A 19,221-nucleotide genomic window follows, 5' to 3' on the forward strand; every position below is an offset into this window, starting at 1 on the left:
TCAATTTTCGACGCATAAGGGCACACTATGACTGTTGAACATTTCGATCCAAATAACCCGTCTCCAGCGGTGCAATCGGATATCAAACAAACCACGACGTTAGAAAACCCTGCGAAGGTTATTGCTGAGCAAAATGAATCGGCTAAACATGTTGATAACGCTTCACGTATAGGGTTCGTGAGTCTTGGCTGTCCTAAAAACCTTGTTGACTCTGAACGTATTCTGACTCAGTTGCGAACCGAAGGTTACGATGTTGTACCAAGTTATCACGATGCTGATATGGTTATCGTCAACACCTGTGGCTTTATCGATGCGGCGGTACAAGAGTCGTTAGACACTATCGGTGAAGCGCTAAAAGAGAACGGCAAAGTATTGGTGACAGGCTGTTTGGGTGCTAAAGAAGACGAAATTACAGAAATTCACCCTAACGTATTAGGGGTTACTGGTCCGCATGCGTACGAAGAAGTGTTGAGCCAAGTGCATGAACATCTCGAGAAGCCTAAACATAATCCTTTTGTTGATTTGATCCCCGACCATGGCGTTAAGTTGACGCCTAAACACTTTGCTTACTTAAAGATATCAGAAGGTTGTAACCACCGTTGTACATTCTGCATTATTCCGTCAATGCGTGGTGATTTAGATTCACGCCCTATTGGCGATGTGCTTGGGGAAGCAAAACGTCTTGCTAATGCTGGCGTTAAAGAATTATTGGTGATTTCTCAGGATACCTCGGCATACGGGGTTGATGTGAAGCACAAAATGGACTTTTATGAAGGCATGCCGGTAAAAACACATATGAAGGCGTTGTGTGAAGAGCTTGCTAAAGTGGGCGTTTGGGTGCGTCTTCATTACGTGTATCCATACCCACATGTAGATGACATTATCCCATTGATGGCAGAAGGTAAGATCCTTCCTTACTTGGATATACCCTTCCAGCATGCGAGCAAACGTATTCTTAAACTGATGAAACGCCCTGGTAGCTCTGAACGTGTTTTAGAGCGTATTAAAAAGTGGCGTGAAATTTGTCCTGAACTTGTGATTCGTTCTACGTTTATTGTCGGGTTCCCTGGAGAAACGGAAGAGGAGTTTGAAGAGCTACTTGAGTTCTTAAAAGAAGCTCAGCTAGATCGCGTAGGTTGTTTCAAATACTCTCCGGTTGAAGGAGCGACAGCTAACGAGTTACCTGATCACGTGTCTGAAGAGGTCATGGAAGAGAGGTTGCAGCGCTTTATGGCAGTGCAAGCAGAAATCAGTGCACAGAAGCTGCAAGATCGTATCGGGCAAGAGTATTTGATCACCGTCGATGAAGTAAACGAGTTAGGTATTGTTGGCCGTTCGTATATGGACGCGCCTGAGGTAGACGGTAAAGTGTATTTATCTGATGATTACGATGCTGAGCCAGGTGACCAACTATGGGTACAAATTATTCATGCGGATGAACATGATGTTTGGGGTGTCCGCGTCGAAGACGACGAAGAATAATCTGTAATAAAAAAGCCCGGTTAACACCGGGCTTTTTTATTACGAGATACATACATCAGGCGCTACTCGACCGAGTAGCGTCAACACCAAAATACGCAGTAAAATCGACATACTTGGTTTTCTTTAGGCTGAAACACTCAAATAACGTCAGGCCTAGTCTAATAACTCAGACAATACCTCGATAGCGTCCTCAAATTCATATACGGCAAGTTTATTGTTTGCCTTGCCAAGCGTTTTACTGAAGTTACTGCCGTTAGATTGCTCAATAAGTTCAGCTAATTTGTCTACTGCCGCGCTGTCGAACTCTTCAGCCAATTCAATTATCTCCTTGATACGCACTTTAATGTCGTCGTCACTTAGTGCATTGGCTTTCGTTACGCCAGTGTCATGGGGGGTGTTGGCCTCTAAGTACAACTTTATTTCATTGCATACATTGTCTAATGCTAGAACGAGTTTATCTTTGAGTGAGTCTAAGGCTGCTTGGTCAGCTATGGTTGTAGTGTCTTTTTCCAATTGCGCTGCCAGCTGGCTGACCTGCATAGCGCCAATATTTGCTGAGGTGCCTTTTAGTGTATGCGCCAACCGTATTTTGGTTTCTTTGTCACCGGCATCAAACTCCATTTCAAATGTGTTACCACCTTCGACAAAACGGCCAAGCAGTTTAGTATACAACGCGGTATTACCTGCAACGGTATGAAGGCCTTGCTGAGTATCAATGCCGGCGATGATAGGCATTTCAAATAATGGCTTACTCGCCTGGCCAGAGGTGTCTGGACTCGTCATCAGCTGCCCATCGCATAACCATTGAGTAAGTGTTGAAAACAAGGTGCTCACTTCAATTGGCTTTCCGATATGGTCGTTCATGCCAACCGCTTGCGTTTTTTCGATGTCTTGTTGCATGACATTGGCAGTCATCGCAACAATAGGTAAGTCCTGATACTCTGGCATTTCACGGATTTTTGTTGTCGCGGTAAATCCATCCATGATGGGCATCTGACAATCCATTAATATGAGATCAAACTTATCTGGTTCCAGTATATCTAAGGCAGCCTGCCCATGCTCGGCAATGGTTACTTCAATACTTTGTCCTTCCAGTAAATCTTTTGCTAATTCTTGGTTAAAGGCATTATCTTCAACCAGTAAAATTCGTTTACCTGCAAGGTGCGACCAATCTTGTTGTTGAAGTGGCTCTGGCGCTACTTTCGTGATGTGGCTGCTAAAGGCTTCTAATATAGATTCATATAAGTGGCTGGGATTTGTCGGCTTACTCAGTGAAGCATCGTAGTGGATTTGCTTCAACGCTGCTTTTTCTGCCATCTCTTGAATATCATAAGCGGTCATCATTGCAATTTTAGGCATATCGGTGCCTTGTTGAATTGACAACTGCTGAACAAATTCAAGGCCATCCATTTCTGGCATCATCCAATCGACATACACTAAATCAAAAGGAGTAGTCGCTGACGCAATCATGTCCAATCCAGCTTTTCCTGAACCTACTGACGTTGCATGGTAACCAAATTGCTCAAGCATACTTTTGATAATTTCTTGTGCTCCGTCGTTATCATCAACCACAAGGATGTTTAAAGTAGCCAAGTGGGACGGGACAATAAGCTTTTGATCGAGATTCTTGTCACTTAGCTGAAGTTTACTGGTAAAGCTGAACGTGGTGCCTTTACCATATTCACTCTCAACCTGAATTTTTCCTCCCATTAATTCGACAAGGTTTTTGGAAATGGTTAAACCAAGGCCTGTACCACCATATTTTCGGGTTGTGGAGGTGTCTGCTTGCGAAAATGCTTGGAACAACCTTGCTTGCTGCTCTTCAGTCATACCAATACCGGTATCTGTCACGGCGAACTTAACGATCAAGGTGTTATCGAAGTGGCGTTCGACACTGAGTTTAAGGGTAATCTCACCTTTGTCTGTGAACTTGATTGAGTTGCTGCCGAGATTTAGTAGCACTTGCTTCAAGCGAAGCGGGTCACCAATTAAATTCATGGGCATATTGGCAGGCAGATCAATGAGTAACTCAATGTCTTTTTGAGCCGCTTTCAGACCAAGTGTCGTGCTGAAATGATCGACAACCTCATTCAAATTAAAGTCGATATTCTCGATGTCTAATTTACCCGCCTCGATCTTAGAAAAGTCGAGAATATCGTTGATAATTCCTAGTAGGGAATGTGCACTCAGCTCAACTTTATCTATATAGTTTCGCGCTTTTTGCGGCAATTGCTGCTGAAGTGCAAGGTGCGACATGCCAATAATAGCATTCATTGGCGTGCGTATTTCATGCGACATATTGGCAAGGAAATCTGATTTCGCTTGCGTGGCTTGTTCGGCAGCTTCTTTGGCTTCAAGCAATTGTTGTTCAGCAATTTTGCGTTCTGAGATATCACGGACAGACGCACAAATAAGCATTTCGTTGCCCACTTTTAATGGGCTTAAACTAATTTCTACTGGAAACTCAAACCCTTTACTGTGAAGAGCTTTTAACTCTAGCCCAGAGCCCATTTCTCGTACCGATGGCTTCTTAACGTAGCTAGCAACATTATCCGCGTGATGCGCTCGATATTGCATGGGGATCAACACTTCAATAGGTTGACCGAGCAATTCTTGTTTATTACAGCCAAACAACTTTTCAGCCAATGCGTTAGCCAAGATGATTTCACGATCAGTGTTGACCACCAACATACATTCAGGGGCTGACTCTATCAGTGCCTGAAATTGCTGTTCTGACTCTTTTCGATCGGTAATATCTATGATGGTGCCATGCAGCGCTTGTGCTGTACCGTCTTTATCGTAGGTCGCTTGGCCACTTTCATAGACCCATAACTCGCTGCCATCCGCTTTGCTGATACGATATTCAATAGTGTAAGTTGTCTTGTTTCTTACTGCTTCATAAACAGCTTCATCGACTTTCTGGCTATCTTCAGGGTGGATAATACTGGCGTATGTAACTTCGCCAGATAAGAATTTCTGCACCGGAATTTGAAGAAGTTGCTCAGTCATTTCACTCATGAACAACATTGTCCAGTCTTCATCTAAACGACAGGTGTAGACAATACCTGGTATCGTATTGATTGTAATTTCTCGCTCTTTTGCCGCTTTTTCTGCGGCGAACTCAGCTTCTTTTTGAGCCGTAACATCTTGGCAAACCCCAATCAGTTGATAGGTCATTGATGCGGCTTTTCTAAGTGTTGTTTTTAACCAACGGTATTGGCTATCGTTTGGCTTTTTGAGGCGAACATCAATTGTACAAAAAATATTGTCACCTTCTTTAAACGCTTTCAGTGCGGATAGTGCTTTAGCGAGATCTTTTCGGTGAATATAAGGATATAAGTCTTGTTTCAGATCAACCCGCCCAGGGCTAACGCCAGTCAGCTGTTTCAACATACTTGAACCGCTTAACCGTTTGAGTGATGGTGTCCACTCCCAGTCGGCCAGGCCCGCTGCTTCCGCTGCCAATTTTAAGCGAATATCATTTTTGCGGTTGAGCCGCTCGGCAAGTTTTTTAGATGTAATATCACGCACAGTGCAAAGTAGGGCGCTCTTTCCCTTCCAGTCCACAGGCTGCAAATAAATTTCACACGGTACATGTTGGTTACCAAAGCGGAGGTGCTCCCACTCAAAAAGCACAAAGCCGTCTTTATGTGCTTGAGCAATTCTTTCTGCTGCTTTCTCTTGAGACAAGCTGCCGTCAGGCTGTTTTTCAGGCGAAATATCTTTGATTGATACGCCTATCAACTCGTCTTTGCTATTAACGCCATAGATGTTCAGTGCTGCTTCGTTACAGTCAATAAACTTCTCATCAGCAAGCACAACTAGCGCATCTCTTGATGACTCGAACAAACCCCTAAAATTCAATTCACTGTCTGAAAGGGCTTTTGTGCGATCGTTAACTTCCTGCTCTAGCGATTTCTTCGCTTTGATCAGCACTCTGTTTGCACTTTCACCAATAAACATCACTAGCATGACACCAATAATGGTTAAGATAATGAAAATAGCTAAAAAACTGAGGAGGACGACTTTAATTCTGTGATAACCAGCGAATGCTTCCTTATAGTCAACTTCCGTGACTAAGCCGACGTTAAGCTTGTCATTCCAAGCCCAATTACCAATGACTTTCACGCCACGATAATCCAAATAGCCTTCAGTATCGAAGCCATTTAGCTTTTTGGTGAGCGCTTTTGCAGCTCGTGTTGGAGGCTGCTCAGTGTCAAATGCTTCTGGCACACGAAGCTCTATGACGCCTTTGTATGTGAGTAAGTCATTCGATATTGCTTCATCTATGGTATAGAAACGACTTTGGCTAACAATAAAGCCTTTGTTATTAACTGCGTAGGTTTCACCTGTTTGTCCAAAACGACCTGTAGAGAGCACTTGAGAGAAGGTGGCATTCGGATCTACGCGCATAGTGATTGCCCCAATAATATTGTTCTGCGTATCGGTAATTGGCGCAATAAAAAAGGCTGTGGTGTACGTAACTGACTTGATGTCAGCAACCACGGGCGGAATAAACAGTGACTCTCCTCGTTCAAAAACGCGCGCTAATAGCTCAGGGTGTTGCTTCGCTATGATATTAAGCGAACCAATGTTGCTGTTGCGCTTAGACGCTAAACTTATCTGCTCTGGAGAGATCAAAAAATAGCCTAAGTTCAACGCAGGTAAAAAGTCATGTACATATTTTCGCAACGCTAATTGTGCTGGGCTGTTTATTAGGGCTTCTGCGTCATCTTGGGTTGCTGCCAATGTTTGAGCAGCCTCTACTACAATAGGCATAGCCGCAATAGCATTTAATTCATCAAGCTTGTAGTTCGCCCATACATTTAGTGTTAACTGTGCTGCTTTTCGGGTTGTTTCGAGGGAGGAAGCATATTGCTCTTGGGTGCGCTCTTTGAATACTTGCAGAAATATAAAAGCAAAGGTCAAGAACACCAATGCCAACAGCGTAACAGTGGCGACCACCACTTTTTTGTTTCTAGCAGACGTAAACTGATATTTCAGCGGATCTGCTTTTGTCTTTTTGACGACAGAAAACAGGCCGCTACTAACAAAGTAAATGACAACTAATACTGTAGCTAACACAATCCATTGCATAGTGGTAAGCGACAGTCCTGACACCTCTGGGTTTGGCTTGATAGCGGGCTCATTCTTTTCAAACATCAGAAGCTGGTTCAAATCTAAGCTGTATGCCAACTTATCCGGATCTGCCGCTCGCGATAGATGCGCAAAATCGATGTTTCTCGGATTTAAGCGTTTAAGTTTGCTCAGCGTTGCCGTGTTGCGTTGGGTTACGGCTAACATCGGAATCTCGTATGTCAGGGCCTGTTGTTGAAAATCAATACCACGCAAATAATCATGCATTAGCACCGTAGCGAACCCCACGTCGAACAAGTGCCCACCCACGGATACGGCGAGATCGCCTTGTGTAACCATGTCTATTGCTTTTCCATCCCAATCAATACCGCCCACGACAGGTGGATATGTCACATCCAATGATTGAATGTGTTGAGCAACCGCCTTAGCCATTGCATCGCTAGCGCACCAAACAATCGTAATTTCTGGGTTTTGTGTATAACTTTTCTTAAATAGTTCAACGGCTTGTTTGGGATCCCAATTGGCATGTTGAATATCTACAGATGCGATATTTGGGGTTCCAGAAAGCACATTCTGCAAGCCCGCTAGCCGTTGCTTACCTGCAGTTGCTGTTTTGTCACCGCTGATCGCTAACACGTGGTGAGCACTGGTTTTACTATCGCTAGCCAGCAAAAGTTGCTGCATCAATACCTGTCCAGCATTGACATCGTCGGGTAAAACACTGCCAATCCAGCTGGTGTACTTTTGGCGAGGAACCAGACTGGTATTCGAAATTGGCGAGTTAATCAAAATAGCGGGTATGCTTTGCGCTTCTAGAACTTGAAGAACACGTTCACCATTGCCTGAAAAATCATGAAATAACACACCATCTGCCCAATTGGCGGCTTCTTCAGCAAGGGTGATGTAGTGTTCAGATGAGCTAGGTGCAGGAAATACTTTGTACTCTACTGCTAAGTCATCTGCGGCTTTTTGACCCAGCGCCAGTGCTTGTTGCCAAAAGGTGTCGTTTACCGGAGGAAGCACCGCGATCTTTACACGATCATCATTTGCGTGCGCAACGTTAATCCCTGCTAGAAAGCAAAACGTGAGGTAACAACAAAAACACCAAAAACGGAATAATTTTTTCAAATGAACCATAAGGTTAGGCAGCAGTTACAATTATTTTTGTTTATAGATTAAATGTACTGAGCAATTGTCATTATCACAAGTGAATCACAATAATTTTCCCGACTGCCCGACACCGTGAACCAATTTACTCTCTTTCTACGGTTGGGCTTTGGTTGCGGTTTTCATTTCTTGATCAATGCTGTGTAGTGGTTCAGAAAGTCTCTCGATTTTGAAAATCTTATCTATACTGATTTTATTAGAAATTCTTATGTTGGTATTAGCCTTGGTAAGCAAAGTTACGTTAACACGTCTTGAGCGCCTATGTTTCACCGCTGCGCTATTCATGTTGCTGCTTTTTGTCTTTGGTAAAGCGAAAGCGTATTGGGTAGCAGAGCAGGTTAATGACGTTAGCGGTGCTTTGCCCAATATAACGTCAACAACCCATGACCTGTCTAAATCTTATTGGTCTGATATTCGGAAGCAAAAATACGCCCGCCTAGCCTTGGTAACAGACAAGAAACCTGTAGGTGTTTTAACGATAGAGGGTATCTCTATTAACGTACCTATTTTTGAGGGCGTTAGTGATGAAGAATTGGATCTTGGTGTTGGGCGTGTACCGGGTACAGGCACATTAAAGGGGCAAGGTAATTTGGTGATTGCAGGTCATCGTGACAGCTTTTTCCGTCATCTAGGTCAACTGTCACCAGGACAAACTATCGAAGTGTCGACACTAAAAGGTCAACAAACTGTTTATGAAATAACAGGTCACACGATAACAACACCCGATGATACCGCCATTATGAACGATGGGCGTGATGATGAACTGACGTTGGTTACTTGTTATCCATTTTATTTTGTAGGCTCTGCACCGCAGCGCTACATCATTAAAGCCAAACGTATTTAATAAAACGCAAAAGGGAAAAAGTATGAGAAAGTTAATAAAAATAAGTTCACTACTCTGCGCGGCACTGTTTGCTACATCTGTAACGGCAAAAGAGTGTTCGGAAATTCTATGGAGCCCAGAGATCACGCAAAAGTATCCAAATATTGGTGCTATGTGTCAGGAAGTGCTGGATGTGAATGGTGAAACCGTTGTTAAAATGAAAGCGGACGTTATTCGGATGTCAGGCATGAATGATGTGGTATTAGACATGCATTTGGAAGATGGCAGTAAAGATCGCGTTACTGTTGAAGACGTTGAAAATATTAAAATTAATGGCGAATACACCTTTGATCAATTGCCACGTGGCTATGAAATTACCATGCACGTTCCCGAAGGTGATAGATTTGCCATTATTGAAATTATGAGTGATATTTCTGCAGATAAAATTGCAGCGGCTAGCACGCTGCCTAAAACGGCTACCCAACAAGGCTGGTTGGTTATCTTTGCTGGTGTGTTTTTGATACTTGGGTTCGCTTTGAGACGCGTCAATCGATAGATATTTTCCATCACTTTTACCAAAGGCTCTTCGGAGCCTTTTTAAATGAGTTCGACAATTACTCACTGGCTTAGCCTTTGAATGAAAACAGCACAAAATGATGGCGTCGTAACCTGTTGACGTATATTAAAAAATCTCTACCCGGTAATAAGAATATTTTGCATACCAAAGCCTAATACAATTTGTTCAAACACTGATTGATTTTTATATACGGTTATTTGTCATAGAGCGGAATAAAAAAGCTATCGGCTAATAATTTTTGTCCTTTTTCACTCATTAAAAATGATACAAATTCACTAACAGATTTATCTGCATTTGGCTTAATCACGACATTGAAAGGTCGCTTAAAAGGGTAGGCCGGGTTTGGCTGACTGTTTTTAATGGGCGGAATACCATTTAATGACAAAAGCTTTGCTTTACTGTTCTGCATTGATTGTTTGAATACGTGGTATGCACCCAAGGATTCATAGGCTATCGCATCTTCGATACGTGAAATATTTGCGAATGCTTGGTTTATTTGATCATAGGCTTTCGCTTTGGCTTGTCCGTATAACTGATTTTGACCTTTCTGCTTAAAAACCAACATATTGGTCGCTAAAGGTGCCGGCATGCTGTCGAGGCCGAAATAACTCAAAAACACATCATGTGTGCCATGATGTTTTCCTTTACTCAGCAAAGTTAGGCTACCATTGTCGACGGTTGCTACCTTACCAGTATACAGCGCAATTATCTCTTGCTCATCGATATTGGCTAAAGTGTTAGCTGTATTCGTCATAAACACAATGGCATCCTGAGCAATGGTGATTTGTGCAAGGTTTGGCCAGCGAGCTTGCTCTTCATCGGTAAGGTAACGTGAAATAATACCGATATCAGATACGTCTTCGCCAATAGACACTACACCTTTCTCAGACCCAATAGGACGAATCAAAATATTGATGCCAGTTTGTTTATAAAACGGCTCCTTGATGACTTCGACCAGCTTTGAAACGGATGTTGAACCGACCACAAAAAGCGGGTCTTCATCGTCAACATATCGCCCAACACTTTGCGTAGAGAACAATAGAGTGACTAATAGCATACAAAACGCGAGAGTATACGCGTGATAACTGGTTTTTCCGGTTTGAAACTTATCGAGCCAGAACTGACAGCGAAGTGTCGTTACCATCATAAGACCTTAAATGAGGTGCATATATAAGGGTAACTATAGCTAACTTTTCACTTTTTATATGATCAGTGATATCGAGTTAAGCGATTGCTTCTTCGGGTTTTTGATGAATAGTGACACGACGACGACCATTCTGTTTAGACAAGTACATAGCTTCATCCGTTTGACGAACAATATCATCAAGAATATAGCCAGAAATGGCGGTGGTACTGATACCAAAACTGGCACTAACACCAAACCTATTGCCAGTTGGGCGTGTATCTATTGCTGCCAGTCGTTTACCGCACTCTTCAGTAACGTAAAGCGCTGCTTGCGTATCACAGTTAGGGAGTAAAATGATAAATTCCTCCCCACCTAAACGGGCAAAAATGTCCTGATCTCGAATAACGGTTTTAACCGCGTCAGCGACCGCTCTTAGTACCCAATCTCCCGCAGCGTGACCATATTTATCATTAATTTCTTTGAACTTATCTAAATCAAATACGATACATGTATCTGTTCTGTTAGTTCGCTCGGCTGATGCAAGCATTTCTTCAGCTAGCATCATAAAATGTCCGCGGTTATAGGTTTGTGTAAGGTAATCTGTTGACGCCAGTACTTTCAAACGCCGTTGTGATAACCAAGAGCGTACGCCAAAAAAGGCTAATAACGCCATAATTATCAGCATCAACAAGCCGATTAATCGACTATTTTCCGTTTCTGATAACGCTAATTCATTCTCAGCTTGCAATAGGGCATTTCGGTTACTTAGCAGTTGGTTTTGATTGTTTAACAACGCTATGTTTTTCTCCTGTTGTTCCGCTTGATGCTGAGCCAGTTGAAATGCCATTGCTTTGGCTGATAAATCGTCTAAGTAACGTCTATCCGCTTCGGCATACTGCTCGTGATATTCAAGTGCCTTATCAACATTGCCTCCCAATTTTTCAATTTTATAGAGCAACAGGTAAGTTTGTACCATTGGAAGTGTACTAGATATATGGTTGCCAACTTCTAATGCTTTTTGCGCATATTCATAAGCTTTATCTGTGTTTTGCTTTAGCCAATAAGCCTGAGCCATTGCACTATATACTTCTGCAATTAAATTCGAATATTTAGTGTTTCTTAACTCGGGTAGATACGGAAGAAGCATATTTAACGCATCGTTTGGAGATTCCATATCATTGTATAGGCGTGCAATTAATGTTCTTAGAAAGCCGGACCAAATGAATTGTTGATTGTTCTCACACGTCTCCAAAGCATTTTGAACTGAATAATCGTGAGGGGAAATAACCCCTAGTTTTAATGATGCTTCCGCAAAAAGCCTTTCTGATACACAAAGATTCTTCTTGTTTAAATCGAGTTGCTTTGCTTGTTTGACATAACTCAACGTGATTTTGTGTTCATTCAATCGATTATAAAACATGGCAGCGACAACTAGCGCGTCTTGTTTCGCAATGTCATCTGTCAGTTGAGGTAAAAGCAAGAGTAGCTGTTCAAGATGTTTAAAGCCTAATCCCCAATCTCTATTTATCAGGGCTACATTCATATTTAATTGAATAGTCTTTCTTTTCGTATTTATATTTAATGAGTTATCTTTGAGTAACTTTTTTGTTATTTTCAGGCCAGAAGAAAAATTACCTTCAAACATCAGTTGAGAGGCTGAAAGCAGGAGGAAGTAATCATTTTGAGCTTTAGTTAAAGAACCCTGAGACGATTCAAGTTCATTTAGTAAAAGGCGAGCATTCGAAGGCTGTATAAGCCTTATCTCATCAATGTACGTTAATCGTTCTTCTATTGGTAGTTCTCTAATTTTTTGTAACTCTAACTTTGAAGCTAATGCAAGGTTTTGTAGAGCAATAAAAACAAAGAATATCCGTAATAATGGAAATTTTAAAAACACTGAATTTATTGCATCTACATTCATAATTAACAGGCCTTACTAGCCATTGATCGCCAACGATATTTTCTTTTTCTTGTCGTCATCTTCATCAGGTTCATGGATACCGCAAAATACCTGCGCTCTAACATTTAGTGCCGCTTCAAGAGCATGTTTGTCTTTGTTCAAAAGCGCTAGGGTCACATCTTCTGATAACTGTGCTTGTTTAATTTCATTGTCAGAGACTGACGTACCGTTACCCAACTTTTCTAATAGTTCTAATGCTTTAGACATATTTTTTTCCTTTTTTGTTATGGTGGTTATTAACCTTGATACTACTTAACCAACCTAAAAGGGTTGGGTTGTTTGGTATCAAGTAAGGTTAATTCATGTAGTATCTCGTCATTAGGTTCCAGTGCCGTTGCTGGTGGAATAACCAATGTTGTCTGTTGTGATACTTCTACACTGATTAAATCTTTTAGTAATACTCGCTCTTCGCGAACTTTCTCGATTGGAAGCACTGCCGCTTCATATATAATTACTTCATGGTTTAGTGGGTAATATTGGCTTAACAGGTTTACGAGCACTTGACGGTAGCGGCTATCTGTCGTGTATTTTTCCAATGACTGATCACCCGCCATACCGACTTGCCACAGAACAAGAAGGGCGGCAGTATCAATATTGCGTTTAAAAAACATAAATTGACTAGTTTCATAGTGTTGACAACCTGTTTTACCAGGGTCAATACCTAGGTCGGCAAAAAGGGTATCCTCAGCTGAAATACCCGCTTCCATATGTGCAGAGTAGCCTAACTCTCTAGCCATACTTATAGTATTATGGGGTACTTGCGCAAAAACTCCTGGGTGTCCATAAAATACGCCGACAACTTTTTTACCGGCTTGCACTTCGTCCAGCATGGCCTGCTGCATTTCATGATAAGAATTACGGCGCGATTTGCCTTCAGCATAATACGGTTGAAGACTTCGGACATCGTGGTGCATTGCCTCAACCCACTGTTCAACAACGCCACTTGATACTAGCGAGAAGATCACATCAGCTTGTTCAATATGCGTTTTTGCTATTGGTGTGATATGTGCGCCTAGGGTCATTCCTATACCGACGCAAACAAGACTTCCTGCCATCTCACTTTATTATTTTTAGTTAGGATAAGTTTTTATATCCTAGTCGAGTAAAAATTTCACCATTAATCGGCTGTAATTTTTACCTTTATTACCTGTCTGCTCAATAAATGTGCGCATATGGCGATTGAGCAAATGCCTCTTTTGTGACGAAACGGTATTCTTTGTTACGCTCACATGGAATAAAACAACGCTGCTGGCTAAAGCCTAATTTTCTTATTAGCCGAGCTATTGGTATATTGCCGCTGTCAAAGGTTGTATAAATTTGTTTTACGTTCAGGTAGTTGAAGGCAAAATTGAGAAGAGCTGCGCGCGCCTCTGTCGGTATTTGTTTCCCCTGCGCAGAACGATTTAGCATTATGCCTATTTCAGGTTCATTTTTTCCTGTGTGTATGCGTGTTCCATTGTCGATATGTTTTAACGGAATTTGGCACCAATTTAGCGCTTGTATGCCCAATGCTTGATGGGTTTCTTTGAGCTCAATAATCCAGAATAAATAATAAGGTTGTCGAGACACAATGCTCTTTCTCATTGCGCTAACGACTTTTTCGAAACTTTTTTTGGCTTGTTCTGCTGTTTTTACAGGCCCAATATTTCGCATTATTCGCTCACAAGTATAAAGACTAACATATAAGCTTTCATCTTCTTCACTGATAGGGCGTATGCGAAGACGTTCGGTTTCAAAGGTATAGTCTTCAACAGTTGATAAGTTAACGGCCATAAAGGAGTAGCTGCGCTAGAGTGTCCAAATACTAGCGGTAGTATAAAAAAGCAGATTGGGAAATAAAGACTTTTCTGTATTCTGTATCTATATGAAGAAAATTTTCAAACGCCAAAAATAGGTTCGGCCTCACAACAAGATTGCTGTGAGGCCGATATTTCATGAAACAAGGAAGTTTTGCATAGCACTTAACAACGGGCTTCATCATTAAGTAACACTAAGTGTAGACCTTAAATGAAGACTTGGCTGAAATATTTTTTGTCTTTTTTGTAAGTGCTTCTATTCACATAAAAATTAGGCAAAAAAAAGCTCAGCAAAAGGTGCTGAGCTAAATAAGGGAGAGTATAACAAAGTTACTTCACAAGCTGTTCTTGAAAAGTGATGACAGTGTATGACAAGGCAATGTTTTTTACTGTTGGACTAGTGTTTAAAAGTGTAATGAATGGCTGCTTTTAATAAAAAAACAAACTGCAGTAAAATTATCCCAAAAAAAAGCCCAACCGAGGAGGTTGGGCGAATGTCATGAAACTTGGAAAACAAAATGACTTTACAAGCTGCTACTTGAAAAGTTGAGACTATTGTATGCGTTGTTTGTCGGTATTTCTGTATAAAAGCTGTGTGTTTTTTGTTCTAAGTTGTAACAGCTATTTATATCCTTTCATTTAAATGGCTGCTGAGGAGTTTAGGCAATAAAAAAAGCTCAGCAAAAGGTGCTGAGCTAAATAAGGGAGAGTATAACAAAGTCACTTCACAAGCTGTTCTTGAAAAGTGATGACAGTGTATGACAAGGCAATGTTTTTTACTGTTGGACTAGTGTTTAAAAATGTAATGCACTGAAGAATATATTTAGGCAGCGGGGCTGTTGTTGAGGAAAATGAAAGGCAAAAAAAAGCCCAAAGAATTACTCTGGGCAAAGTCATCGTAAGGGAGTATGAATAACCTAATTTTCCACATGACAACTCTATAGCAGTGTCATGTACAAAGTTGTCTTTAACCAAATGTCCTATTAAATGGTGTAAATGAGTACACCGCTCACTTCTGCATGAGCGGATATCGCGGCTCATTAAAATACCCACCAAGAGGAAACCTCTTGGCCAAAAAAAGACTCAGTGCCGATTGACAGATCAGGTCGCTGAGTCAGGGAGAATCGTTTCTTAAGTTCTTTGAGCAAGGGTTTTTAGAAAAGTTCCCGCTATTTCTCAAAAAATAATAATTTTTTCGTAGATAACTATTTTTCCAAGATTCATGAGCGGTTGATTTGGTTTTTATTCACATATTGATGTTCGTATTTGTCTTTCATGAACAACTGATTGACGCGTTAGAGTCAACTGAGTTATTTTAAACAGGTGTTTAAACTAGATGTTTAACACTGACAAGAACAGGTAGTTGGCGAAGTACTATGACAACAAAGAACAAGATACTTGATGCAGCAGAAGATTTATTTGCTGTTAAGGGGTTTAATGGCACCTCATTACGTGAAATCACCAGCTTAGCTGAGGTAAATTTAGCGGCTGTGAACTACCATTTTGGCTCTAAAAAGGAGCTGATTAAAGCAGTAATGTCACGCTATATGAATGAGCTTGCGCCTAACCTAGAAAAGGCTTTGCTTGACGTTGGTAGTGATGAAAATGCTAGCTTGAACGATGTGTTTTCTGCGTTTGTTCAACCCTTGTTGTCGTTAAATAACTTTAGAGAAAATGGTACAAGTAACTTTTTACAACTTTTGGGTAGAGGTTACACGGATAGCCAAGGCTTTTTGCGTTGGTTTTTAACCACACAATACCCAAATGTTATTCAGTACTTTGTCGATGCGGTGCAACGTGCGTACCCTGAACTTTCACCGGAAGATATGTTTTGGCGATTACACTTTACAATGGGCACTATTGTTTTCACGATGTCGTCAAGTGACGCTCTGCTTGATATAGCCAAAAACGACTTTAGCCGAGATCTGGAAATAGAAAACCTAATTGAGCAAGTTATTCCTTACATTGCCGCAGGTGTTGCTGCACCGTTAAAGTAGCTGTACTGGCAAGATAAGTATTAAAGCGATATTTAATGTGGTTAAATATCGCTTTTTTAATGTCTAAATTTTACCGTTTTAAATAATTAAAGGGACATTATGGGACCTATCATGTTAGATGTCGGGGGGACATCACTGGCAGCAGAAGATAAAGAGCTGTTGGCGCATCCACTTGTTGGTGGATTAATTTTGTTTGCACGTAACTACGAATCCCCAGAACAAGTTACTGCATTATGTCACGCAATTAAATCTATCAATCCTGACATTCTTATTGCCACAGACCACGAGGGTGGACGGGTGCAACGTTTTCGCGACGGCTTCTCTCTTTTACCGACAATGGGGAGTTTGTGGCAAACGGCAAATGGCGATATTCAACAAGCGTCTACATTAGCCTACGCAGCGGGCCAATTAATGGCGATTGAAGTGATGTCTGTTGGCGTAGATATTAGCTTTGCTCCAGTTGCTGATATCAATGGCATTAGTGATGTTATCGGCGATCGAGCATTTCATGAAACTCCGCACGTGGTTACTGAACTTGCGGCTTCATGTATACAAGGTATGTTGTCGATTGGTATGAAGGCAACAGCCAAACATTTCCCCGGTCATGGCAGTGTAAAAGAAGATAGCCATATCGCATTGCCCGTTGATACACGCTCAAAAGAAGACATCTTAGGGCAAGACATGGAGCCGTTTCGTCAATTAATGGCAAGAAACATTGTTCACGCGGTAATGCCTGCTCATGTAATTTACCCTGCTTTTGATGCTAAATCGGTAGGCTTTTCTGAGTTTTGGCTTCAAGAGGTGTTGCGTGGTCAGTTAGCATTTGATGGGGTCATTTTTAGTGATGATCTCTCAATGGCAGGGGCTGCGTCGGTTGGCGGTTTTGTTGAGCGCGCTGAAGCAGCGCAAGCAGCTGGCTGTGATATGTTACTGGTATGTAATGATCGCGAAGCGGCAATTGACGTGATTGATAATGCCAATATCGGTGTTAAGGCTGAAAGTTCTGCTCGATTAAAACGCATGTTGGCAAATAGTAAAATAAGCTACACACAATTAGCCCAATTGGCGGAGTGGCAGCAGGCGAGAACCGTATTAGGATTACATTAATGAGTTGGAAGTCGTTATTAACCAATAAGTCCTTCTATTTGGTTTTTGGTATTGCCTTTGCCCTGTGTTTTTATGTTGTTCTTACTTCATTGGGGCTCGAGCACTTGCCGGCAACTGCAGCAGCAGTTACTTCGTTAACCGTGATATGGTGGGTTAGCGAAGCGCTACCTATTCCTGCAACGTCGCTTGTGCCATTTGCGCTGTTACCTCTGTTTGGGGTTATAGATCATAAAACAGCAGCATCGGCACTTGGTAGCCACGTTATATTACTGTTAATGGGCGCTTTTATGCTTTCAAAAGCGCTTGAACGATCAAATGTCCATGAGCGCCTAGCTATTTACATGGTTCGTATGGTCGGCCTGTCGAGCGGTAAGCGACTTGTTTTTGCTTTTATGCTTGCCTCCGCCATGTTGAGCATGTGGATTTCAAATACGGCGACAACCTTGATTATGTTGCCAATTGCGCTCGCTATTGTTCATAAAATTAGTAACCCCAAACTCACGATAGCCCTAGTATTAGGTATTGCTTACTCTGCCAGTTTAGGTGGCGTGGCAACGCCGATAGGGACGCCACCCAATGTTATTTTCATGGGGGTCTACCAGGAAAATGTGGGGCAGGAAATGGGCTTTCTTGCTTGGATGAAAATAGGCGTTCCTATAGTGCTTATTTCGCTTCCTTTTATGGCGCTATGGCTGACCAGAAATATCAAAACGTCACTAGATATAGAGCTACCAAAGTTAGCGCCATGGCGCAGCGAAGAAAAGCGTGTACTAGTGGTATTTGGTTTAACTGCACTTGCATGGATTACTAGACAAGAGCCTTTTGGCGGTTGGACGGGCTTGTTAGGCCTAAAAGGTATAGGTGATAGCACCATAGCGTTAGCGGCAGTAGTGGTTATGTTTATCGTGCCAAGTGGTGAAAAAGATAAAACAACGGGTCAGAAAAAGCGTTTACTTGATTGGGAAACAGCACAATCTATCCCATGGGGTATGTTGTTACTGTTTGCTGGTGGCATTGCTATTGCTAAAGGATTTGTCAGCTCTGGGTTGAGTGTAATGTTAGGTGATTGGCTTTCATCGCTAGCAACCATTCCTGTTGTGGCAATGATTCTTGTTATCTGTTTAGTTGTTACCTATCTAACAGAAATTACAAGCAATACTGCAACTGCCACGCTGCTATTACCAATACTTGCTGTGGCAGCAATTTCTATTGACCAAGATCCACTCGTATTTATGATACCTGCGACTATTTGCGCAAGCTGTGCGTTTATGTTGCCTGTAGCTACTGCGCCAAATGCCATTGCGTATGGGACCAATACGCTTGCAATCAAAGATATGGTGCGTGAAGGTTTTGTATTGAGTCTGTTAACGGCATCAGTAACAACCATCATTAGTTACGTTATGTTGGTGTAGTGTCTGATACTTAGTTCAAACAAGAAAAAGGCGTAACTGAAGTTACGCCTTTTTTAGTGAGAGAAAATTGGTTAAAGGTTCTTGGCTATGGCAATGCGACTCGTTAGCAGTGTAGCCAAAACGGCTGTATAAACGCCATAAACGACCACCATCCATTGCGGCATGCTGTAACCTAAAAATTCCCAACTAATCTCTCCACAGTCGCCTGTTGCTTCAAATAGGAAAGGTATCCACTCATGAAGCGGCGCCCAACTAGGAAAATTCGGCGTAAATTCACAGGAAAAGAATAAAGATAATGTGGCGCTTTGCATATCGACATGCTCAAGAGCAATGAGTAGGCCCCAAATAGCACCTACGCCCCATAACCCATAACCTATCAGCCTAAACAATAATTGGCCGGGAGCAAGGCAGCCTACAATACCTGCAAAGAAGATAGCCCATATAGCGACTCGTTGATAGACGCACATAATGCATGGCTTTAGATCCATTACGTACTGAAAAAATAATGCGGCTAATTCTAGTCCTAAGGCTGTAATAGCCAGTAATACCCATGCTTTTTTATTGGTAGCAAGATTACTTATAACGTTCACACTGTGTCCTGTTCTTGTTGTTTAAGGCATTGTAGCGAATAACGGCATAAAAAAAAGCGCCGTAAAGGCGCTTTTTTGTTTGAAAGT

General features: G+C 41.8%; 13 protein-coding genes. 6 read left to right on the top strand and 7 right to left on the bottom strand.

Annotated elements, in window-relative coordinates; translation table 11 throughout:
• Positions 1-27: 27 nt before the first annotated feature.
• On the top strand, positions 28-1,482 hold the full coding sequence (gene rimO, locus ACFSJY_RS06495; protein WP_386032401.1) for a 30S ribosomal protein S12 methylthiotransferase RimO: 1,455 nt from the start codon (positions 28-30) through the stop codon (positions 1,480-1,482).
• A gap of 153 nt (positions 1,483-1,635) precedes the next feature.
• On the opposite strand, the gene ACFSJY_RS06500 is transcribed toward rimO, so the two are convergent.
• Positions 1,636-7,707 carry a PAS domain S-box protein gene (locus ACFSJY_RS06500; protein WP_386032403.1) on the bottom strand — a complete coding sequence of 2,024 codons (6,072 nt, stop codon included), beginning with the start codon at positions 7,705-7,707 and terminating at the stop codon, positions 1,636-1,638.
• 247 nt (positions 7,708-7,954) lie between these two features.
• On the opposite strand from ACFSJY_RS06500, the gene ACFSJY_RS06505 reads away from it, so the two are divergent.
• Together ACFSJY_RS06505 and ACFSJY_RS06510 are read left to right on the top strand one after the other, a co-directional pair.
• Complete coding sequence (locus ACFSJY_RS06505; RefSeq protein ID WP_386032405.1) at positions 7,955-8,590, top strand: class D sortase; 636 nt, start codon at positions 7,955-7,957, stop codon at positions 8,588-8,590.
• A 22-nt stretch (positions 8,591-8,612) separates the two neighbouring features.
• Entirely contained in the window at positions 8,613-9,125 is a 513-nt protein-coding gene (locus ACFSJY_RS06510; protein ID WP_386032407.1) for a hypothetical protein, read from the top strand.
• A gap of 214 nt (positions 9,126-9,339) precedes the next feature.
• Here ACFSJY_RS06510 and ACFSJY_RS06515 read toward each other — a convergent pair whose 3' ends face one another.
• The 5 genes from ACFSJY_RS06515 to ACFSJY_RS06535 form a co-directional block, all read right to left on the bottom strand.
• Positions 9,340-10,290 carry a substrate-binding domain-containing protein gene (locus ACFSJY_RS06515; protein ID WP_386032409.1) on the bottom strand — a complete coding sequence of 317 codons (951 nt, stop codon included), beginning with the start codon at positions 10,288-10,290 and terminating at the stop codon, positions 9,340-9,342.
• A gap of 79 nt (positions 10,291-10,369) precedes the next feature.
• Positions 10,370-12,193 (bottom strand): tetratricopeptide repeat-containing diguanylate cyclase, encoded by a 1,824-nt coding sequence (locus ACFSJY_RS06520; RefSeq protein ID WP_386032412.1) that lies wholly within the window; start codon positions 12,191-12,193, stop codon positions 10,370-10,372.
• 15 nt (positions 12,194-12,208) lie between these two features.
• Positions 12,209-12,439 (bottom strand): hypothetical protein, encoded by a 231-nt coding sequence (locus ACFSJY_RS06525; RefSeq protein WP_386032415.1) that lies wholly within the window; start codon positions 12,437-12,439, stop codon positions 12,209-12,211.
• Positions 12,440-12,480: 41 nt separating this feature from the next.
• Positions 12,481-13,287: an SAM-dependent methyltransferase gene (locus tag ACFSJY_RS06530; RefSeq protein ID WP_386032417.1), complete on the bottom strand. Its 807-nt coding sequence runs from the start codon at positions 13,285-13,287 to the stop codon at positions 12,481-12,483.
• Positions 13,288-13,387: 100 nt separating this feature from the next.
• Positions 13,388-14,005: a GNAT family N-acetyltransferase gene (locus tag ACFSJY_RS06535; protein WP_386032419.1), complete on the bottom strand. Its 618-nt coding sequence runs from the start codon at positions 14,003-14,005 to the stop codon at positions 13,388-13,390.
• A gap of 1,399 nt (positions 14,006-15,404) precedes the next feature.
• Between ACFSJY_RS06535 and psrA the strand changes: the two genes are divergently transcribed.
• From psrA to ACFSJY_RS06550, 3 genes are all read left to right on the top strand, one after another.
• Positions 15,405-16,025 (top strand): TetR family transcriptional repressor PsrA, encoded by a 621-nt coding sequence (gene psrA, locus ACFSJY_RS06540; RefSeq protein WP_386032421.1) that lies wholly within the window; start codon positions 15,405-15,407, stop codon positions 16,023-16,025.
• 99 nt (positions 16,026-16,124) lie between these two features.
• Entirely contained in the window at positions 16,125-17,132 is a 1,008-nt protein-coding gene (gene nagZ, locus ACFSJY_RS06545) for a beta-N-acetylhexosaminidase (RefSeq protein WP_386032424.1), read from the top strand.
• Positions 17,132-18,544, top strand: a complete 1,413-nt coding sequence (locus ACFSJY_RS06550; protein WP_386032426.1) for an SLC13 family permease — start codon at positions 17,132-17,134, stop codon at positions 18,542-18,544. Before nagZ ends, ACFSJY_RS06550 begins: the two co-directional genes overlap by 1 nt.
• 71 nt (positions 18,545-18,615) lie before the next feature.
• Here ACFSJY_RS06550 and dsbB read toward each other — a convergent pair whose 3' ends face one another.
• Positions 18,616-19,134 (bottom strand): disulfide bond formation protein DsbB, encoded by a 519-nt coding sequence (dsbB, locus tag ACFSJY_RS06555; protein ID WP_386032428.1) that lies wholly within the window; start codon positions 19,132-19,134, stop codon positions 18,616-18,618.
• Positions 19,135-19,221: the final 87 nt, after the last annotated feature.

Source organism: Thalassotalea euphylliae (assembly GCF_042682785.1).
In the GTDB taxonomy this organism is placed as follows: Bacteria; Pseudomonadota; Gammaproteobacteria; order Enterobacterales; family Alteromonadaceae; genus Thalassotalea_F; species Thalassotalea_F euphylliae.

Coding starts and splice junctions, on each gene's coding strand:
- ACFSJY_RS06525 (WP_386032415.1), bottom strand. CDS start 12,439: ATGTCTAAAGCATTAGAACTATTAGAAAAGTTGGGTAACGGTACGTCA.
- ACFSJY_RS06550 (WP_386032426.1), top strand. CDS start 17,132: ATGAGTTGGAAGTCGTTATTAACCAATAAGTCCTTCTATTTGGTTTTT.
- ACFSJY_RS06510 (WP_386032407.1), top strand. CDS start 8,613: ATGAGAAAGTTAATAAAAATAAGTTCACTACTCTGCGCGGCACTGTTT.
- ACFSJY_RS06530 (WP_386032417.1), bottom strand. CDS start 13,287: ATGGCAGGAAGTCTTGTTTGCGTCGGTATAGGAATGACCCTAGGCGCA.
- nagZ (WP_386032424.1), top strand. CDS start 16,125: ATGGGACCTATCATGTTAGATGTCGGGGGGACATCACTGGCAGCAGAA.
- ACFSJY_RS06520 (WP_386032412.1), bottom strand. CDS start 12,193: ATGAATGTAGATGCAATAAATTCAGTGTTTTTAAAATTTCCATTATTA.
- ACFSJY_RS06505 (WP_386032405.1), top strand. CDS start 7,955: ATGTTGGTATTAGCCTTGGTAAGCAAAGTTACGTTAACACGTCTTGAG.
- ACFSJY_RS06515 (WP_386032409.1), bottom strand. CDS start 10,290: ATGGTAACGACACTTCGCTGTCAGTTCTGGCTCGATAAGTTTCAAACC.
- ACFSJY_RS06535 (WP_386032419.1), bottom strand. CDS start 14,005: ATGGCCGTTAACTTATCAACTGTTGAAGACTATACCTTTGAAACCGAA.
- psrA (WP_386032421.1), top strand. CDS start 15,405: ATGACAACAAAGAACAAGATACTTGATGCAGCAGAAGATTTATTTGCT.
- rimO (WP_386032401.1), top strand. CDS start 28: ATGACTGTTGAACATTTCGATCCAAATAACCCGTCTCCAGCGGTGCAA.